Genomic DNA, 19,073 nt, shown 5'->3' with positions numbered 1-19,073 from the left:
TACTCTAATGCTTGCCATCGCAATTTTAGCGGCTGGAAAAGGTACGCGAATGAAAAGTAAGCTGCCTAAGGTCCTTCACCATTTAGCAGGAAAATCACTTATTGATAGGGTTTTATCCTGTACTCATGAGCTTAAGCCAAACCGTAGATTAATAGTTGTAGGACATCAATCTAATTTAGTGGAGGATTCTCTAAAGAATCATCAAGACTTAGATTTTGTTCTTCAGCACCCACAAAATGGAACAGGTCATGCGATCCAGCAATTAAGTCAAAAGTTAAAAGGGTTTAATGGAGAACTTTTAGTCTTAAATGGGGATGTACCACTGATAAGAGAGGAAACTCTAAAATCACTTTTAAAGTTTCACAAAGAATCCAACGCGAGTGTAACTTTTTTATCTGCAAGTTTAGACATTCCAACAGGATATGGGCGAGTATTCACAGATGAGTCGGGACTAGTAAAAGAAATCATCGAAGAGAGAGATTGCACTAATGAACAACGAAAAACTAAATTAATAAATGCAGGTATATATTGCTTTGATTGGCAACAATTATCAGATGTTTTAGACTCATTATCTAACCAAAACAGTCAAAATGAAATTTACTTAACAGATACTATAAGTTTACTCAAAAAAGCAGTCCATTTTGAGGTGGATAATCCATTTGAGATTAAGGGCATTAATGATAGGTTTCAACTATCTGAATGCGAACATTACATCCAAGAAAAGCTTAAATCCTTATGGATGAGCAAGGGAGTTTCATTTGTTGATCCTATTAGTTGTTCCCTAAGTGAAGATTCTACCTTTGGTATAGACGTAATTATTGAGCCACAAACCCATGTACGTGGCAAATGCAATATTGGCAATGGATGTCATTTAGGACCAGGTAGTGTCATAACAAATTCAACACTTGCGGAAAATGTATTAGCTAGTCATTCATTCATCAATGAAGCAACGATTGAAAAAAATACATCAATTGGTCCATTCGCTCACATAAGGCCGGAATCAAACATAAGCAAGAATTCTAAAATAGGGAACTTTGTAGAAATAAAAAAAAGTTTTATTGGTGAAGGAACGAAGATTAATCATTTAAGCTATGTAGGTGATTCAGCGCTAGGAAAATATATTAATATTGGAGCAGGAACTATTACAGCTAATTTCGATGGCAAGAATAAGCATAGAACAATTATTGATGATTATTCAAAAACCGGTGCCAATTCAGTCCTAGTTGCACCCATCAAGATTGGATCACACGTAACTATTGGTGCAGGCTCAACAATAAGTAAAGATATTCCCGATAAAAGCTTAGTAGTTGAAAGATCAAAAGCAATTATTAGAACTAAGACTGATTAACTACAATAAGGAGTTATTTCTGTAAATAAGGTAATATTGTTTCCAATTCCAACTTACGACTACCTTTAATTAAAATATTATCTCCAGGTGAAAGCCATGATAGTAGTGCTACAGCAGCATCTCTTGGTGTTCTTACTACATCATGATTAGGTAAGTCCTTAATGATCTTTTTTATAAAATTATATTCTTCCCCAAAAGACACAAAAACGATTCCAGACAGACCTAGGTCAACGGCATGTTGAAGAACTTTCTGATGAAGTGAAATACTTTCAGGACCCAACTCAAGCATCGTACCTAAAACTGCAAAATGTCTGCCAGGCTTGGTTACCAATAACTCTAAAGATGCAATAACAGATTCTGGAGATGCATTATAAGTCTCATCTAAAACTAAATATTCTCCACATTCAACCAATCTATTTCTTCCCATAGGCATATCTATATTTAATTTATCAAGATTCTTTATTGATAGTCCTAATTCTGTTGCGACGGTCAATGCCATTAGAAAATTCATAGCATTATGTCTTCCTTCAAGGGGTAATTTATATTTACTCCCATCAAAAAAAATGAAATTATTTTGCATGTCAATTTTAGAAATATAATCTGGTTCAATATTTTGAGAAGCAAAATGATCATCATTACAACCTAACCAATCCAGTGAAAAGCCCTCTATCGCCACTCGAACAATACGTCCTGACCATTTTTCTGACAAAGCTTTTTCCAATAAGTTGTCACCAAAGGGAATAATCACAACGCCATCAGATCTTAGGTTCGAGGTGATTTCCGACTTAGCTATTGCAATATTTTCCCTACTACCAAGAATACCAATATGAGCTTGTCCCACATTTGTAATTACCGCAATATCTGGTTCAGCGACTCGAGAGAGACGTTCAATTTGACCAAAGCCTCGCATCCCCATTTCAAGAACAAATGCAGCATCTGTTTTAGACCCTCTAAGTAGGGTTCTTGGAACACCGACATCATTATTTTCATTCCCTCTACTTGAAACAATCTCACCAAGAGGAGACAATACTGCCCGAATCAATTCTCTTGTAGTTGTTTTTCCAACAGAACCTGTAACTGCAACTACAGGAAGATTCATATTTCTTCGATGAAGCAATGCGATCTGTTGATAGGCGCATAGAGTATCTGGAACTACCCAGTAGGTAAAGTCAGTTGGCACCAAACCATTAAATTGTTCAGAAACTATTGCTGCCTGTATACCAATATCAAACGCGATTTTTAAGTAATCATGGCCATCAAAGTTATTGCCTACTAAAGGGACAAAGAAATCACCCTTTTCAATCGTCCTCGTATCAGTAGATATATGACCAATAGGTAAATCAAGGTCTATTTCCTTTTGACTACATGGCTTCCCCCATAGCTTAATTAAGTCCTTAAAAGTAATATCCATACAAATATCTGAACAGAAGCATAGTAATCTAAATACGCAAAAATCCTATAGTTTTATTTTTTCCTTTTCCGTGAAGGATCCGCTTCTTGGCCGTAAGAAAACTTTTCAACCTCTGCAGCATCAGGAGAAGGCTCCTTAATGCCACAAACATCTTTATACATTAATTCATATTCCTTCGCGGATCTATCCCAACTATATTTATTTGACATTGCTCTTACTTGTAATTCATTCCAACTTTTTTGATGTCTATATGCCTCCCAAGAACGAACTAATGCTGTATAAAAGTCAATTGGTTCATAACGATCAAAACAAAATCCGGAACCTGTTTCATTCAAAGGATTATAAGGCTCTACTGTATCAACTAAACCGCCTACTTTTCTTACAATAGGAATAGCGCCATAACGCATAGCTAATAATTGACTAATTCCACATGGTTCAAAGCGACTAGGCATCAAGAATGCATCAGCTCCTCCATAAATGAGTCTAGATAATGCGTCATCATAAGTAAGGAAAACCGAAAAACGACCAGGGTACTCAATTGCAAGTTGCCATAAAGATGACTCTAAATAGCGATCTCCTGTACCAAGAACAACGACTTGAGAGTCAGTATAAGAAAGAAGCCTATTAGCTACTTGAAGTAAAAGATCAATACCTTTTTGATCAACAAGCCTACTTACCATACCCATTAGATATTTATCTGGATTAACTTCAAGTCCCATTCTTTCTTGAAGCACTCTTTTATTAATTGCTCTTCCAGAAATATTGTCTACACTAAATTTGGCTGGCAATGAATTATCCGTTGCTGGATTCCACTCAGCTAGATCAACTCCATTTAATATTCCACGTAATTTCCCTGAAATATAATTTAAAAGTCCCTCTAATTTTTCTCCATATTCAGATGTTCGAATTTCTCTAGAATAGGTAGGAGATACTGCATTCACTCTATCGGCATATAACATTGCTGACGCCATAGTGTGATCACCATGCATGTACCAAGGGCACCAAGTTATTTGATCAAGTTTCCATCTCCATGGGCCTTGATACTTGAGATTATGAATAGTAAATACAGTGCTAATTTCGGGGTCTTGATGCATCCAAACTGGGATCATTCCAGTGTGCCAATCATGGCAATGGAGGACTTGTGGCTTCCATGAGTTCCATGCAAATTCAGAGACTGCACTGGCAAAAAAAGTAAATCTCCAGTCTTCATCTTCTCCTCCATAAATATGCTCAGAATCAAAACATGGATGTCCAACTAAATAAATTGGCAACCCATTTGAGGGATGCCTTGTTTCAAAAACAGCAAAGTCAACTCCCATTGTATTGCTTCGAAAAATTGGCTCAGGAGCAATATCCATCAAGGTCCATAGTTTTCCATATCCAGGAATTATTAATCGAACATCATGTCCAAGTTTTTTAAGAGATGGAGGTAATGAACCAACAACATCACCCATACCTCCAACTTTTATCATTGGAGCGCATTCAGCAGCAGCAAAAAGTATTCGCATTTAATTCATTAAACAGAAAGGTTTATCTTTCGGATAAACCAAATAAAAATCATGGAAGCCATTTTGATTCGGAGAAATCAGGATCCCTTTTCTCCATGAAAGCATTTCTTCCCTCCTTTGACTCATCAGTCGTATAAAAAAGATGTGTTGCCTGGCCAGCAAGCTCTTGTATACCTGCCAATCCATCAGTATCAGCATTAAAAGAAAACTTCAAACATTTTATGGCCGTTGGGCTGTTTTGAAGAATTTCTCTAGCCCATTTAACCCCCTCTGACTCGAGCAAATTAATTGGAGAGATGGTATTTATTAGACCCATATCTAATGCTTCCTTCGCTCCATATTTCCTGCATAGGAACCATATTTCCCTAGCTTTCTTTTGGCCTACAACTCTTGCCAAATAACTTGAACCGAACCCTGCATCAAAACTACCAACCCTAGGTCCTGTTTGACCAAAAATTGCATTTTCCGCAGCCAAACTCAAGTCACAAATTAAATGTAAAACGTGCCCACCCCCGATTGCGAAGCCTGGAACAAGAGCAATCACCACTTTAGGAAGGCTCCGAATTATTCGCTGCAAATCAAGAACATTTAAACGAGGGATCCCATCATCTCCTAGGTATCCTCCACTTCCACGAATAGCCTGATCTCCTCCAGAACAAAAAGCGAATTTTCCATCCTTGGACGGACCAACCCCTGTAAATAAAACCACTCCAATTTTCGGATCTTCTCTTACTCTGATAAACGCATCACAAAGCTCTGAAATTGTTTGAGGTCGAAAAGCATTTCTTTTTTCAGGACGATTAATGGCAATGCGAGCAATTCCCTCAGAACTAATATCAAAAAAAATATCTTCGTATTCACCAACCGCAACCCATGAGGTAATAATTTCTCCAGGGAGAACCCTTCTGGAGATATTTTCAGGAGTAGAAGGTTTTAAAGTCATTGTTTAAATTAGTCAAAACTTGATAAATTGTCAGACAATGTTCTTTTCAGATCATCACGCAAACTTACTCTCAATTTATGATCTTCAACAGAGTTAGTACAAACTCTTATTAATACATTTGAAGAGAAAGAAAAGCTCCATTCGATTGCTTGTTCTAAATCATCTAAACAAGCAACTTGCCTATATTTCAATCCATAGGCTTTTGCAAGTGTAAGATGACAAACTTGCTGAGGCATAAGAAAAATTTCTTCAAAATTTCCTTCTTGAATTCTATCTATATTTAATTGATTAAATATACCACCCCCTCCATTATCTATCATTATTACTATTAGACTAATACTTTTATCCTTTGAAAATAACCAACCATTTGTATCATGAAGAAGTGCTAAATCTCCTGTTACCAAAATCATTCTTCCCATAATTATTGATAATCCCATACCCATTGAAAGTGTCCCATCAATACCTGAACACCCCCGAAAGCCAAAGCACCTTCTAAATAAAGCCCACTTACCAGCATAACTCAACCAATCTCTTATGGGACTGCTTGAGGCAAGCATTACAGGAACAGTACTTGGCAGTAAGCGAGGAAGCAATCTAGCCAATGCAGGCTCAGTAATTAAACCATTTCTAAATAACCTTTTATCAAGCCAATCATCGATTAACAAATCATAATTAATTAGCTTATTAGTTAATTTTCTACTAATAATATTTTTATCTATTTCAGGCTTTTTAGGAATACTCTCAAACAATTTATTAACCCAATAAGAAAATCCCTCACTAAATTGAGTTGAGTCCCCTATTGGATCAAGATTGCGACAATCTCCCTCAGTAATAAGTAATTGAATTTTTCCAGGTTTTTTAAGCCAACTATTTAATTCTCTACTTGGAGGTAATGGTCCCAAGCGTAAAACTTGAACCTCTTGGATTTTTTCAAATAGACCTGTTGAGAAAAAAAGATCCCAGTGATTTATTACACCTTCTTGATCATTTTCAACGCCAGAAAGTGGATCAGCAAGAATTGGCCATCCAGTTAGTTTTTGCCATTTCTTTAGTGCTCTCCTAAAAGAATCAAGTTGTTTTACTTTTCCTCTCCATGGACCAACAATAATTATTCCGAAAGAAAATGGATCTAATTTTGGTAGTTTTAAAGAGGGAGATTTTTTAACGATCTCAGTATTATTTGAAATAATTTTATCCTTTAAAAATCCTTCAAAGCCCCATCCATCAAGAACTTTTTTCTGGTCAATTTCGCAAGGATGTAAGGGTTCTTCATATGCAATGTTTATATGAACTGGACCAGGCAGGTTAGAAGCCATTTCGAATGATTTTTCAACTAAAGATGTGAGTCTCTCTTTAGAAATCAAATGAATTCCCTCTTTTGGAGATTCACCAAAATATCTACAAACAGACGTAAGAAAATCCTGTTGATTCACTGCTTGATTCGCTCCACATTCTTTTAATCGCAGTGGTCTATCTGCAGTCAAGAACAAAAGAGGATGGCATGATCTATCTGCCTCAACAGCAGCCGGCAAAAGATTTGCGACCGCACTACCAGAAGTTGTAATAACACCAATTACTTTTCCACTTGCAGCACTTATGCCCAAGGCAAGAAATGCAGCAGACCTTTCATCAATTGATGTTATGAGAGTTAATTCTTCTCTTTTAGAAAGACTTGCTGCCGCTAATGCAAGAGGCCCTGATCTACTCCCAGGACAAAGAACAAAATATTTAACGCCCTTGGCCACTAGAGCTTTAAGAAGTTCTAAGCTAATAAAAAAATTGTAACGTGCTAAAGAAATTGACAAAAGAAAAACTAGTTCGATTTTTGTAAAACACTATCCAAAAAGAAACTTAAGCAAAGAAAATTCATGACCTCCACCGAATCAAAAAATAATCAAAACCAAAATAATTGGAGAGGATTAATAATTTGGATATTAATTGCGCTTTTATTAAGATGGCAAGTAGTTGAACCTAGGTGGATTCCATCTGGATCAATGATTCCAACCTTGGAAATTCAAGACAGAATACTGATAGAAAAAATAACTCCAAGAATTAATCATAAATTAAATAAATATCTAAATTTAAATTCGATTGTTATTTTCAAACCTCCAAAGATTCTTACACAAGCAGGTTATAGTGATGGTTCAGCTCTAATCAAGAGAGTCGTTGGTTTGCCCGGAGACACAATTGAAGTTAAGAATGGAAAACTTTATAGAAATGAAAAAGAAATAAATGAACCTTGGATTAAAGAACCTATCCAATATGAAATGGAAGCAGTAAATGTACCTGACTATTCACTTTGGGTTTTAGGAGACAACCGAAATAACAGTTTAGATTCTCACATATGGGGTCCTCTCCCTGAAAAAAATCTTATAGGGACAGCACTTGCAAGGTACTGGCCGTTAAAAAAAATTGGACCTATTCGGTTCCCATAACCTGAATTAAATTTTATTGGAGTACATTTTGCGATATTGTGTGTATACACGGAAAAAACTGGATGTTTAATCCTGAATTTTTAGCTACAGACAATAACGAATCTCACGATACAAATGCTCTAATACAATATTTACAAGATCAACCGGCAGACGTTCTCCAGAGAGTTGCAAAGTCAGCTAGTCCTGAAATTCAAGAAATAATCAAACATAACGTTCAAGGTTTGTTAGGAATGCTTCCCGGAGAGCAATTCGAAGTCAAAGTAACCTCTAGCAAAGACAACTTGGCAAGTTTATTAGCCTCTGCAATGATGACAGGTTATTTCTTAAGACAGATGGAACAAAGAAAACAATTAGAAGAAACACTTTTGTCTGACGAAGAGATGTCTGTTGACCCAAATAAAATTTAATCGCTAAATTTTTTAAGTGGATTTTTAGGAACTATTCCGAAATCTAATAATTTTTGATCGAACCAACTTAAAAACTTAAAATCTCCTTCATTTTTTTTCCAATTTGATTTATCAATTTTAATTTTTAAATCTCTTATTTCATTTCTTGTAAATCTAACTTTTCCACTGTAATGAGCAGAAATCAAACAAGAAATTCCTTTCAGAGACTCAATCTTATTCAACCAAACGATAAAAGCTTTTTTTCCTCTAGGGAAAACTAACCTTTCTATTACAGGCGCGATTTGTATTAGGGGTTTTTTTTCTCCAACAAGTTTTTTCGCCGAAAGCTCCCAACCCTTCTGCCAAGCAAAAGGATAGATTCCGAAATGTGATCTTTTGTTTCTCATCTTTGGCTTAAAAGAGTTTTCAAGAATCTCTTTTATTTTTGGAATTTCCAACTTTTCAGGCTTGAGGTAAGAGGCGAAAAGAACTAATCGAAGCCATCCTTTCTTTCTAGCAATAGGCGTATCAATAAGTTCCTCGGAGCCTTTCTCTCTAGAATGAAACAACAACGGAGTTGGATCTAAATTAAAGAGCTCAGGCGGGGTGTCCTCGATACCTACAAGAGCATCAGTTACCAATAAAGATTTTGATGGTTTGTGAAAACAAGTAATCTCTTGAAAACGTGCCAGACCAATATCAATAGGACCTAAAGAAATCCATTCACAATCATCACCATGGGGAAAGCCATCAGCCAACAAAATATTAGTTCTATCAGATGGAATTCCTAGCCAATCAAAAGGCAATTGAAAAGGAAAACTCCATTGTCCGGGACATACCCATATTTTTGCATTAGGAAAAGCTCTGGTCAAAGCAGGAAGTCCTATTTTATGTTCTAAGCCAGAAGCCGTAGGCAAAACAATAGTTTTTACTGGTCCAATTTTTTTTTGAAGTAGGTCTATTTCTCTTAGCAATTCACTGGTAGGAGGAAGAGGATTAATTATCATTAATTCATTTTTTACTCTTACAACTAACAATCTCACTGGCACGGCAACATAATAAATACCTTGAAGTTGCTCAAAACTCCATATTTGATTAGGGACTAATTCACGAAATATTGTTCGTCTTCTTCCGTATGGGTAAAGAGGCAAGAGTGGCCACCAATTCCATTTTTGTTCGGAAGCTGAATTACTCATGTTCTATTAAATTAATCATTATTTATAAGAGTTTGTTTTTTAAATATTCCATATCTTGGGGCGAATAAGAAAGCTATTAAAAAGATTAATGTTTGTACTAAAACAATAGATCCTCCTGTTTCTATATCTGACCAATAACTTATATAAACACCTAAAATACTTGAGAAAGAGCTGCTAATCACTGCTAATATTGTCATCCTATCAAAACGATCTGTAAGCAAGTATGCTGTCGCACCAGGAGTTATCAACATTGCTACTACAAGTATAATACCTACGGTTTGCAGTCCTACAACTGCGGATAATGACAATAAAGTTAATAATAAATAATGAAGAATACCTGTATTTATTCCTATAGATCTAGCATGTTTAGCATCAAAGCAATAAAGCATTAAATCTTTTCTAAATATAAGCAAAATAGATATAACAATAAACGAAATTATTAAAGTCTGGTTAACATCTGAACGAGAAATACCAAGAGGGCTTCCAAAAAGTATTTGCATTAGATCAATATTACTTTTAATTTTTGAGACCAATACAAGGCCTAAAGCAAAAAAGCCAGTAAAAACAAGTCCTATTACTGTATCTTCTTTGATTCTAGATTTCTGTTTAACAAATCCAATCAAAGCAACTGAACCAACGCCAAAAACAAAAGCGCCTAAGGAAAAAGGGAGCCCTAAGGCATAAGCAACTACTACTCCTGGCATAACCGCATGAGAAACCGCGTCACCCATTAATGCCCAACCTTTTAATGTCATATAACAAGATAAAAGTCCGCAAACACCTCCTACTAAGGCGCTAACCATTAAAGCTCTTCTCATGAAGTCATGAGTTAATGGATCCAATAGCCAATCAATTGGCGTAATGGAAATTAGAAATTCACTCATTTATAAAATCTTTACTTGACGTTGGACCTGATAAAGGGTTTGGAGGAATTCCTCCAAATGTTTTATTTAGATTTTCAGAAGTAAAGACCTCCGAGGTTTTGCCATACGCAAGAACTGTCTTATTGATAAGGACAACAAAATCACAGAAATCTCGCACATGATTCAAATCATGAGTGGATATCAAAATAGTATGTCCTTCTTGTCGAAACTGAAGAAATAGCTCAGCCATAAGCTTTTCAGTGGGTACATCAACTCCAGAAAAAGGTTCGTCTAATAAGAGTACTGATGCCCGTTGGGCAATTGCTCTTGCAAGAAAAGCTCTTTTGCGTTGCCCTCCAGATAAAGATCCTATTGGTCTTTCTCTGAGATCAAAAAGATCAACTCTCTCAAGGGCATGAACAACTGCTCGTCTATCTGACTCTCTTGGTATTCGAAAAATGTTCATAGCACCATATCGCCCCATCATTACGACATCCCAAACACTCACTGGAAATGAATAATCTATTCCTTCATTTTGTGGAACATATGCAACGGATTGCTCCTTCTGCGCTTGATTAACGTTTATACCATTGATCTTTATTTTACCCCTTGAAGGTCTAACAAAGCCCATGAGAGCTTTGAAAAAAGTTGATTTTCCGGCACCATTCATGCCCACAAGGCCACAGATAGATCCAGCTTTTAAATTTAAACTTGCATCATAAAGAGCAACTGTTCCGTTGTAGTCCACACAAACTTGGTCTGCCTCAATACGCATAAAATCTTTCTCGTTACTTTTAAAAATTGGGTTCATTATTTTTTTATTGCTGAAATAGATAGGCCCTTAGTAATCAATCGAACATTGTGCCTTAGTAAATCTATATAGGTAGGAGCAGGACCATTTTGATTTGAGAGTGAATCTACATAGAAAGTCCCACCAAAAACAGCTCCGCTTGATTTTGCAACTTCCATTTGTGCTTCTGCACTCACAGTGCTTTCACAAAAAATAGTTGGAACTTCATTCTCTTGGATTTTTTTTATTAAATTCACCATTCTCCTTGGGGTTACTTGACTTTCAGCATTAACTGGCCACAAATATGCCTCTTTCATTCCGTAATCACGGGCCAGATAAGTAAAGGCTCCTTCGCATGTCACCAAAAATCTTCTTTCTTTAGGAATAGAGGATAAAGAATCTCTTAGCTCTTTATCAAGCAATTCAAGTTTAGCTTTATAGGTTGAAGCGTTAGATGAGTATTCAAGAGCTCCATCAGGATCGATTTTAATAAAAGCATCAACTATTTTATCTACATAATTCTTAGCTCTTTTGGGTGACATCCAGGCATGAGGATTTGGCTTCCCTGAATAAGCATCTCCCTCTATCAATAATGGCTTCATCCCCTCGGTTAATTTCACATTGGGAATATCACCCGTGCTAATCATAAATTTCGAAAACCATGCTTCAAGACCTAAACCATTTTCAATAATCAGTTTTGCTCCTTTAGTTTTTACGATATCACTAGGTGTAAATTGATAACTATGGATTTCTGCTCCTGGTTTCGTTATTGATTTAACTAGAAGTCTATCTCCAGCAACATTTCTAGCAAGATCGGCCAAAATTGTAAAAGTAGTTAAAACGAAAGGCTTATCATTGCTTGGTCTATAAGTGTTTTTATTTACACATCCTATCAGGAATAAAATATTTAAAGAAAGGAAAATATATAAACCAAGTATCTTATTTTTCTTATAAAGATAATCAAAAGGAACCTTTTTATTAAACATATATTTGAAATTAGAAAGTATTAATGTTTTATCTAAATATAAGTCAATGAGATAACAGAATAAAAGTTATAAACTTAAACTGATTTAACTTTGTAATTCATAGATTGAGAATGAATCCATTCTTTTGATTGCTTTAAAAAAGCCACCCAATCAACTCTTTCTAACTCAGCAGCTTTTGATACTAGTTGAGGAGCTTGTTGCTTAATAAGTTCTAAATCAGGTTGAGTTACTCCGTTATTAAGAGCCATCCAATCAGCCATCGATCTCCCAACCACTCTTGTTAAATAAGCAGCACTCAAGGCCTGAATTGTTCCAGCAGCAACCCAAGAGGAGCCATCAAGCTTTGCCAAGCTCAACAAGGACTGTCCACTCCATTCGACCACTCCTTGAGCAATTGCAGCCATTGCTAGTTGTCGTGAGACTGCCTCAAGTAATTCTGGCTTCATTTTGGAAGACCATATTTTCGACATTTCTTTGATCATCAAGCCATTAACCACTGCAACTGCAAGCAAATCAGTTGAGGCAACAGGGGAGGCGAAAACGATACCAGCAACTATCCACTGAGATCTTGTTTGAATAACCTTAAATTTTTCTCTTCTTAATTTTTCCAAATCTTTTTGCCAAGAAGTATGCAATCGAGACAAAAGTCTTTGCTTAGTAATGTCTGTATTCTTCTTTGGATTTTCAAGAAGTTTCTTAATTGGAGAAAGAACCGTTGCCATTTCTGTTTGAGATCCATCCCATTTCAATACTCTGTTAGTCCATCTATCTGGTAATTGAGCCTCTAATGCATTTCGCTCGTCAGACCAATCAGTAGATTCTTTACTGGCAACCATTAGCCAGGCTGGTTGATCTGTAGGGATATTTTTAATCCACAAAAGATCAGCTGCGCTCATTGGAAGTGCCAAAGAATAAACAATAAAATCTTGATCTTGGATTAAATCTGGCAAAATCCAATTTCGATCTCTTACAGGAAGAGCTGGTGGAAAAGAAACTTTTATTTGATTATTTATTCCTAAAACTTTTTCCAATTGCTCTTTATCAGGTAATTTTACGCCTTTTGTTTTCAAGAAACCAATGCTTTGATCTTCGCTTCTATCAATAATTTTTTGCAAGGAATTAATTCTTTCTTTTTTTCTTTCACTTTGTTCTCCATCCTCAAGTAAATACTCAAAATTCTCTAAAACGTCATGACATCTTCTTACCCATCCTTGAACAGTAGAGGGAGCATCAAATGAAACCTTTCCTGGTTTTAAAAAATAAAAAATACAACCAAGCCCTAATAGCAATCCAAGTCCACCCCCAGGGATATGGGCCACATCACTTAAAACCCATTGACCGGTAATAGTTAGCCCAATAAAAAGACTAATTTTCGGAATCGAAAAAGAAGGTAAGGAAAGAGGAGGTTTTGTTAATGAATGATTTTCCACGATTTGAATAAATACAGTTTCTTCTTAGCTAACTTTCATTTTAAAGCAAATTTTCCCTTAATAACCGCAAAGAAAGAAGGTTTTACGTTTTTAAGAGGAAAAATTTATGCCTAAAGAAATCAAATCATTCCGCAGGGATCAATGTCATTAGATGTGAAAGTGCTAATCAAGATATTCAAATATGTCGCAAAAGTACCGGCTATGCGTCACACTTGCCCCTATTGGCAAATAAGTTCATGGGTGACTCTTACACCAATAATCAGTCAGGTGGTGGCGATTTCCAAAACCAAAGACAAAATGGTCGTAATAATTTCAGAGGTGGCCGAGGTCCTAACAATAGAGAGGGAGGCTTTCGTATTCGCTTAAGTGATAATGAAATGCGAGCAGCTAGATCATTACAAGAAGCTTTTAATCTTCGTTCTACTGTTGCTGTTTTAGGTTTCGCGGTAAGAACTCTTGCCCAAATGCTTGAAGATGGAAATCTTGAAAATTTAGTCAACGAATATAGGTCTCAAGCGCCCGCCAATGACCAAAGAAGAGGCAGGGGTAACAGGGGAAACTATAACGGTGAAAATAACAACTCAGCCAACACAAAGCCCAACCCTTTTGCAAGACCAGAAAAGCCAGTTAAAGAACAAGAGGTAGCTGATACTAATCAGGCAAACAATGTTGCTCAAGATCCTGCAGAAAAAGATAATGATCAAACAACAGAAGCAAGTTCAAATGAAGATGATTCAACAAATACAAGCGAGCAAGGATAAGTGAATCAGAAGCGAGTCTTATCTGGTGTTCAACCCACAGGAGATGTTCATATTGGTAACTGGCTTGGAGCAATAAGAAACTGGGTTGAATTACAAGAAAATTACGAAACTTTTGTTTGCGTTGTTGATCTTCATGCGATAACGACTCCGCATGACCCAAAATCTCTTCATCAAAATTCTTTATCTACAGCGGCTTTGTATATCGCTTGTGGAATGAATCCTGATAAATGCTCAATATTCATTCAAAGTCAGATAAGCGCACATAGCGAGCTTTGCTGGATATTAAATTGCTTAACTCCTTTAAACTGGATGGAGAGAATGATTCAGTTCAAGGAAAAGTCAATTAAACAAGGCGACAATGTATCTATTGGATTATTAGATTATCCAGTTCTTATGGCCGCGGATATTCTTCTCTATGACGCTGATTTGGTGCCTGTTGGAGAAGATCAAAAGCAGCATCTTGAGCTTGCGAGAGATATTGCTTCTCAAAGAATTAATTCAAAATTCGGAACAAAAGAGAATCCAATACTTAAAGTTCCAAATCCCTTAATTTTGAAAGAGTGTTCCAAAGTCATGAGCCTGACAGACGGAACAAAAAAAATGAGTAAAAGCGACCCAAATGAAAATAGTAGGATTACTTTATTAGACAGTCCAGATGTAATTACTAAAAAAATAAAACGTGCAAAAACCGACTCACAATTAGGATTAGAATTCGGAAATCCTTCAAGACCTGAAGCTGAAAATCTTTTAACAATTTATTCTATAATTTCAGGCCTAGGCAGAGAAAAAGCAGCTGAGTATTGCGCAGAAATGGGCTGGGGTAAATTCAAACCAGAGTTTACAGAGGCAATGATTAACGTTCTTAAACCTATTCAAGAAAAATATAAAGAACTAATGAATGATCCAGAAGAGTTAAAAAGAATACTAAATAAAGGCAAACTTACTGCCCAGGAGGTTTCTAAGTTAACATTAAAGAGAGTTAAAGATGCTCTTGGATTTTATTCAACTCTATAGACGATTATGCCAATAATTACTTTACCTGATGGTAGTGAAAAGAACTATGAATCATCAGTAACCATTGAAAAAATAGCCACAGATATTGGTCCTGGTTTAGCAAAAGCAGCACTAGCAGGAAGAGTCAACGGTAATCTTTTGGATACATGTATTCCAATTACAAATGATGCCGAAATACAAATAATCACATCAAAGGATAATGAAGGTTTAGAAATTATTAGACATTCATTCGCTCACCTTCTCGGTCACGCAGTAAAGCAGCTATATCCTGAGGCCAAAATGGCAATTGGCCCTGTCATTGAGGATGGTTTTTATTATGATATTTCATACAAAGATACATTTACTCCAGTAGATTTGGAGAAGATTGAAAAAAGGATAAAAGAACTTATAAATAAAGATTACGATGTAGATGTAGAAGTCGTTTCTCCTGCAAAAGCAACACAAGTTTTCTCAGAAAGAGGTGAAGTATTCAAGCTAGATATAATTAAAAATATACCGAAAGATGAAATTATAAAACTATATAAACATGAAGAATATATTGATATGTGCAGAGGACCTCACGTCCCAAACACAAGGCATCTAAGAGCTTTTAAATTAATGAAAGTTTCTGGTGCATATTGGCGAGGAGATTCTAACAATGAAATGCTTCAAAGAATATATGGAACAGCTTGGAAGAATTCTAAAGAATTAAAAGAATACATTAATAGAATTGAAGAAGCAGAAAAAAGAGATCATAGAAAATTGGGTAAAAAACTATCACTTTTCCACTTTCAAGAAGAAGCACCAGGAATGATTTTCTGGCATCCAAATGGTTGGACTATTTATAGAGTTTTACAAGATTTTATTCGGGAAACGATTTCAAAATATGATTATCAAGAATTAAAATCACCTCAGATAGTTTGTAGAAGTTTATGGGAGAAATCTGGACATTGGGATAAATTTAAGGAGGACATGTTTACTACTACATCTGAGAATAAAGAATATGCTATAAAACCAATGAATTGTCCATGTCATGTACAAGTATTTAATCAAGGTTTAAAAAGCTATCGTGATCTTCCAATAAGACTTTCAGAGTTTGGATCTTGTCATAGGAATGAACCATCTGGAGCTTTACATGGATTAATGAGAGTAAGAAACTTTGTTCAAGATGATGGACATATTTTCTGCACTAATGAACAAATACAAGAAGAAGTTCAAAGCTTTATTGATCTTGTTTTTGAAGTCTATAAAGCCTTTGGTTTCAATTCAATTCTTATTAAACTCTCAACAAGACCAGAGAAAAGAGTTGGAAGCGATGATGTATGGGACAAATCAGAAAAAGCGCTTTCAGATGCTTTAGATTCAAAAGGATTAGATTGGTCTTTACTGCCTGGAGAAGGGGCTTTCTATGGTCCAAAAATTGAATTCTCCCTCAAAGATTGTCTTAACAGAGTCTGGCAATGTGGGACAATTCAAGTAGATTTCTCAATGCCTGAAAGGCTAAATTCAAGCTACATAGATGTTGATGGGAAGAAACAACCCCCTGTCATGTTGCATAGAGCAATTTTAGGTTCATTTGAGAGATTTATTGGTATTTTAATTGAGAACTATTCTGGGAACTTGCCCATATGGTTATGCCCACTTCAAATCGTAGTAATGGGGATAACTGACAGAAATAATGATGCATGCTTGGATACTAAATCTAAATTAATAAAATATGGTTTTAGAGCTTCTGTTGACACAAGGAATGAAAAAGTGGGATTTAAGATAAGAGAGCATACAATGCAAAGAATACCTTTCTTGATAATTATTGGAGATAAAGAAGAAGAGAATAATGAAATCTCGGTAAGAACACGTGAGGGAAAAGATCTTGGTAAAATGACTTTGGATAAGTTCAAACTTATAATGGATGAATCAATCAGCAAAAAGAGTTTGGTTGAGAGTAAATAATAATTAAAGAAATTTCATAAATAATGAATTTACTTGCTGGAGACCTTGGGGGAACTAAAACAATATTAGCTATTTATTCAAACGAGAACTATCCAAAAAAATTATTTGAGAAGTACTATATTTCATCAGAATGGAAATCTTTTTACTCATTATTTGAAGATTTTATTAAACATTTACCAGATCATATATCACTGCCTCAATATGGTTCTATTGGTGTAGCCGGGCCAATACAAAATCAGGAGGTTAAGATTACAAATCTTGGCTGGGACATCGAATCAAAAAAGTTATCTCTACTTTCAAAAATAAATAATATTGAATTAATAAATGATTTTTCAGTTTTAATCTATGGAATACCATTTTTCAACAGAAACCAATATGAAGTAATACAAGGGACATTAAATTCTGATTACAAAAACAATCAAAAATTAATTGCAATTATCGGAGCTGGTACTGGCTTAGGAATGTCCAGAGGCTTTATAACCCCTAAAAGCATTTCTATATTTCCAAGTGAAGGAGGGCATCGAGAATTTTCCCCAAGAACAGAAAACGAATGGGCATTAGTCAAATGGCTAAAAAAGAAGTTAAATATTCAAAGAATATCCATTGAAAGAATTGTTAGTGGTACTGGCCTTGGCATGATTGCCAGATGGAAATTGGATGATCCAATAAATGAAAGCCATCCACTTCAGGTAATTTTAAAAAATATGGATAGTGACAAATCAGATTCCACAGATTTACCCGCACTTGTTTGGGAAAAAGCAAAAAACGGAGACAAATTAATGACTGAAGCCTTGCAACTATGGCTAAATGCTTATGGGTCTGCAGCTGGAGACCTTGCTTTACAAGAACTTTGCTCTTCAGGCTTATGGATAGCAGGTGGAACAGCAGCAAAAAACCTCGATGGAATAAACTCTTCTAACTTCCTTAGTGCATTTAGTAATAAGGGTCGCTTTCAATCTTATTTAAAGGAAATTCCATTGGTTGTTCTTAAAGATAAAGAAGCGACATTATTCAGCTCAGCTTGCAGAGCACGCTTAATTGCCGAATAAAATGGGAGACTTAGCTAAAGGATAAAAACATGGGGCCGCCAAAAATAGGACAAACTGTCGTAGTAGAAGTCCCTTCTACTACAGCCAATATTGGTCCAGGGTTTGATTGCCTTGGAGCAGCATTAGACCTTTCCAATCAGTTCACTATTAAAAGAATTGAAGGTAATGCTGAAAGATTTGAATTAATAATGGAAAGTACTGAAGGCAATCATTTAAGAGGCGGCCCTGAAAACCTTTTTTATCGAGCCGCGCAAAGAGTTTGGAGAACTGCAGGTATAGAGCCTGTAGCTCTTGAAGCAAGAGTAACATTGGCAGTACCTCCCGCAAGAGGACTTGGAAGCAGTGCTACGGCTATCGTGGCAGGGCTAGTTGGAGCAAATGCACTTGCTGGATATCCTTTACCTAAGGAAAAATTATTGGAGCTGGCAATAGATATAGAAGGTCATCCAGACAATGTTGTTCCATCATTAATAGGAGGTCTTTGCGTAACAGCTAAAACTGCCAATGACAGATGGCGAGTGGTCCGCTGTGATTGGGATAAATCAATAAAAGCAGTAGTTGCAATTCCATCTATTCGCCTTAGTACAAGCGAAGCGAGACGTGTAATGCCGGAGAATATTCCAGTCAATGATGCAGTAATCAATTTAGGTGCGCTTACTCTTCTGCTTCAAGGACTAAGGACTGGAAATGAGGATTTAATTGCAGATGGTATGCATGACAAGCTTCATGAACCCTACAGATGGGGTCTGATTAAAGGTGGGTTAGAGGTAAGAGAAGCAGCAAAGGCTGCCGGAGCTTTAGGATGTGCAATTAGTGGAGCAGGACCAAGCATTCTTGCCTTGTGCAAAGCGACTAAAGGCCGAGAAGTCAGTGTCGCGATGGTCAAAGCTTGGGAAGCTGCTGGTGTAGCAAGTCGTGCTCCATTAATGAGCATCCAGCTCACAGGAAGCGAATGCATTTCAAACACCTTTGGGTAGTTCTACTCATGAAAACGAAAAAAAACTGATAGCTTTATGGCTGACTT

The 19,073-nt window shown here is 36.1% G+C and carries 17 protein-coding genes; 8 read left to right on the top strand and 9 right to left on the bottom strand.

Annotated elements, in window-relative coordinates; genetic code table 11:
* Positions 1–7 precede the first annotated feature (7 nt).
* Positions 8–1,348 carry a bifunctional UDP-N-acetylglucosamine diphosphorylase/glucosamine-1-phosphate N-acetyltransferase GlmU gene (gene glmU, locus EW15_RS03345; RefSeq protein ID WP_038651938.1) on the top strand — a complete coding sequence of 447 codons (1,341 nt, stop codon included), beginning with the start codon at positions 8–10 and terminating at the stop codon, positions 1,346–1,348.
* Between the two features lie 13 nt (positions 1,349–1,361).
* Here glmU and murF read toward each other — a convergent pair whose 3' ends face one another.
* From murF to menD, 4 genes are read right to left on the bottom strand one after another with little or no spacing between them, the layout of a single operon-like run.
* Positions 1,362–2,759, bottom strand: a complete 1,398-nt coding sequence (gene murF / locus EW15_RS03340) for a UDP-N-acetylmuramoyl-tripeptide--D-alanyl-D-alanine ligase (protein WP_038651936.1) — start codon at positions 2,757–2,759, stop codon at positions 1,362–1,364.
* A 53-nt stretch (positions 2,760–2,812) separates the two neighbouring features.
* Positions 2,813–4,267 (bottom strand): glycogen synthase GlgA, encoded by a 1,455-nt coding sequence (gene glgA, locus EW15_RS03335; protein WP_038651933.1) that lies wholly within the window; start codon positions 4,265–4,267, stop codon positions 2,813–2,815.
* A gap of 49 nt (positions 4,268–4,316) precedes the next feature.
* On the bottom strand, positions 4,317–5,210 hold the full coding sequence (gene menB / locus EW15_RS03330) for a 1,4-dihydroxy-2-naphthoyl-CoA synthase (RefSeq protein WP_038651930.1): 894 nt from the start codon (positions 5,208–5,210) through the stop codon (positions 4,317–4,319).
* Between the two features lie 8 nt (positions 5,211–5,218).
* A complete protein-coding gene (menD, locus tag EW15_RS03325) occupies positions 5,219–7,015 on the bottom strand; it encodes a 2-succinyl-5-enolpyruvyl-6-hydroxy-3-cyclohexene-1-carboxylic-acid synthase (RefSeq protein WP_038651928.1) in 1,797 nt (598 codons plus the stop codon).
* A gap of 63 nt (positions 7,016–7,078) precedes the next feature.
* Between menD and lepB the strand changes: the two genes are divergently transcribed.
* On the top strand, positions 7,079–7,645 hold the full coding sequence (gene lepB, locus EW15_RS03320; RefSeq protein WP_038651926.1) for a signal peptidase I: 567 nt from the start codon (positions 7,079–7,081) through the stop codon (positions 7,643–7,645).
* 62 nt (positions 7,646–7,707) lie between these two features.
* On the top strand, positions 7,708–8,052 hold the full coding sequence (locus EW15_RS03315) for a DUF760 domain-containing protein (protein ID WP_038651923.1): 345 nt from the start codon (positions 7,708–7,710) through the stop codon (positions 8,050–8,052).
* Here EW15_RS03315 and EW15_RS03310 read toward each other — a convergent pair.
* The 5 genes from EW15_RS03310 to EW15_RS03290 form a co-directional block, all read right to left on the bottom strand.
* Positions 8,049–9,227: a DUF4336 domain-containing protein gene (locus tag EW15_RS03310; protein ID WP_038651920.1), complete on the bottom strand. Its 1,179-nt coding sequence runs from the start codon at positions 9,225–9,227 to the stop codon at positions 8,049–8,051. The two genes, EW15_RS03315 and EW15_RS03310, sit on opposite strands and share 4 nt — an antisense overlap.
* Positions 9,228–9,238: 11 nt before the next feature.
* On the bottom strand, positions 9,239–10,111 hold the full coding sequence (locus tag EW15_RS03305; protein WP_038651917.1) for a metal ABC transporter permease: 873 nt from the start codon (positions 10,109–10,111) through the stop codon (positions 9,239–9,241).
* Positions 10,104–10,901 carry a metal ABC transporter ATP-binding protein gene (locus tag EW15_RS03300; protein WP_038651915.1) on the bottom strand — a complete coding sequence of 266 codons (798 nt, stop codon included), beginning with the start codon at positions 10,899–10,901 and terminating at the stop codon, positions 10,104–10,106. Before EW15_RS03300 ends, EW15_RS03305 begins: the two co-directional genes overlap by 8 nt.
* On the bottom strand, positions 10,901–11,866 hold the full coding sequence (locus tag EW15_RS03295) for a metal ABC transporter substrate-binding protein (RefSeq protein WP_038651912.1): 966 nt from the start codon (positions 11,864–11,866) through the stop codon (positions 10,901–10,903). Before EW15_RS03295 ends, EW15_RS03300 begins: the two co-directional genes overlap by 1 nt.
* 74 nt (positions 11,867–11,940) lie before the next feature.
* Positions 11,941–13,296: a YcjF family protein gene (locus EW15_RS03290; RefSeq protein ID WP_038651909.1), complete on the bottom strand. Its 1,356-nt coding sequence runs from the start codon at positions 13,294–13,296 to the stop codon at positions 11,941–11,943.
* A gap of 236 nt (positions 13,297–13,532) precedes the next feature.
* Between EW15_RS03290 and EW15_RS03285 the strand changes: the two genes are divergently transcribed.
* The 5 genes from EW15_RS03285 to thrB are packed head-to-tail and all read left to right on the top strand — an operon-like array spanning position 13,533 to position 19,026.
* Positions 13,533–14,057, top strand: a complete 525-nt coding sequence (locus EW15_RS03285) for a hypothetical protein (RefSeq protein WP_038651906.1) — start codon at positions 13,533–13,535, stop codon at positions 14,055–14,057.
* Complete coding sequence (gene trpS / locus EW15_RS03280; RefSeq protein WP_038651904.1) at positions 14,058–15,071, top strand: tryptophan--tRNA ligase; 1,014 nt, start codon at positions 14,058–14,060, stop codon at positions 15,069–15,071.
* Between the two features lie 6 nt (positions 15,072–15,077).
* A complete protein-coding gene (gene thrS / locus EW15_RS03275) occupies positions 15,078–17,000 on the top strand; it encodes a threonine--tRNA ligase (RefSeq protein WP_038651901.1) in 1,923 nt (640 codons plus the stop codon).
* 23 nt (positions 17,001–17,023) lie between these two features.
* Positions 17,024–18,049 (top strand): glucokinase, encoded by a 1,026-nt coding sequence (locus EW15_RS03270; protein WP_038651898.1) that lies wholly within the window; start codon positions 17,024–17,026, stop codon positions 18,047–18,049.
* A 29-nt stretch (positions 18,050–18,078) separates the two neighbouring features.
* Positions 18,079–19,026 carry a homoserine kinase gene (thrB, locus tag EW15_RS03265; RefSeq protein WP_038651895.1) on the top strand — a complete coding sequence of 316 codons (948 nt, stop codon included), beginning with the start codon at positions 18,079–18,081 and terminating at the stop codon, positions 19,024–19,026.
* The last annotated feature ends 47 nt before the right edge of the window (positions 19,027–19,073 follow it).

The sequence above is a fragment of the Prochlorococcus sp. MIT 0801 genome, from assembly GCF_000757865.1.
In the GTDB taxonomy this organism is placed as follows: domain Bacteria; phylum Cyanobacteriota; class Cyanobacteriia; order PCC-6307; family Cyanobiaceae; genus Prochlorococcus_B.
The sequence above is the reverse complement of the archived record's forward strand: the minus strand, read 5'-3'. Positions and strand labels throughout refer to the sequence as shown.

Coding starts and splice junctions, on each gene's coding strand:
- glmU (WP_038651938.1), top strand. CDS start 8: ATGCTTGCCATCGCAATTTTAGCGGCTGGAAAAGGTACGCGAATGAAA.
- murF (WP_038651936.1), bottom strand. CDS start 2,759: ATGGATATTACTTTTAAGGACTTAATTAAGCTATGGGGGAAGCCATGT.
- glgA (WP_038651933.1), bottom strand. CDS start 4,267: ATGCGAATACTTTTTGCTGCTGCTGAATGCGCTCCAATGATAAAAGTT.
- menB (WP_038651930.1), bottom strand. CDS start 5,210: ATGACTTTAAAACCTTCTACTCCTGAAAATATCTCCAGAAGGGTTCTC.
- lepB (WP_038651926.1), top strand. CDS start 7,079: ATGACCTCCACCGAATCAAAAAATAATCAAAACCAAAATAATTGGAGA.
- EW15_RS03315 (WP_038651923.1), top strand. CDS start 7,708: ATGTTTAATCCTGAATTTTTAGCTACAGACAATAACGAATCTCACGAT.
- EW15_RS03310 (WP_038651920.1), bottom strand. CDS start 9,227: ATGAGTAATTCAGCTTCCGAACAAAAATGGAATTGGTGGCCACTCTTG.
- EW15_RS03305 (WP_038651917.1), bottom strand. CDS start 10,111: ATGAGTGAATTTCTAATTTCCATTACGCCAATTGATTGGCTATTGGAT.
- EW15_RS03300 (WP_038651915.1), bottom strand. CDS start 10,901: ATGAACCCAATTTTTAAAAGTAACGAGAAAGATTTTATGCGTATTGAG.
- EW15_RS03295 (WP_038651912.1), bottom strand. CDS start 11,866: ATGTTTAATAAAAAGGTTCCTTTTGATTATCTTTATAAGAAAAATAAG.
- EW15_RS03285 (WP_038651906.1), top strand. CDS start 13,533: ATGGGTGACTCTTACACCAATAATCAGTCAGGTGGTGGCGATTTCCAA.
- thrS (WP_038651901.1), top strand. CDS start 15,078: ATGCCAATAATTACTTTACCTGATGGTAGTGAAAAGAACTATGAATCA.
- EW15_RS03270 (WP_038651898.1), top strand. CDS start 17,024: ATGAATTTACTTGCTGGAGACCTTGGGGGAACTAAAACAATATTAGCT.
- thrB (WP_038651895.1), top strand. CDS start 18,079: ATGGGGCCGCCAAAAATAGGACAAACTGTCGTAGTAGAAGTCCCTTCT.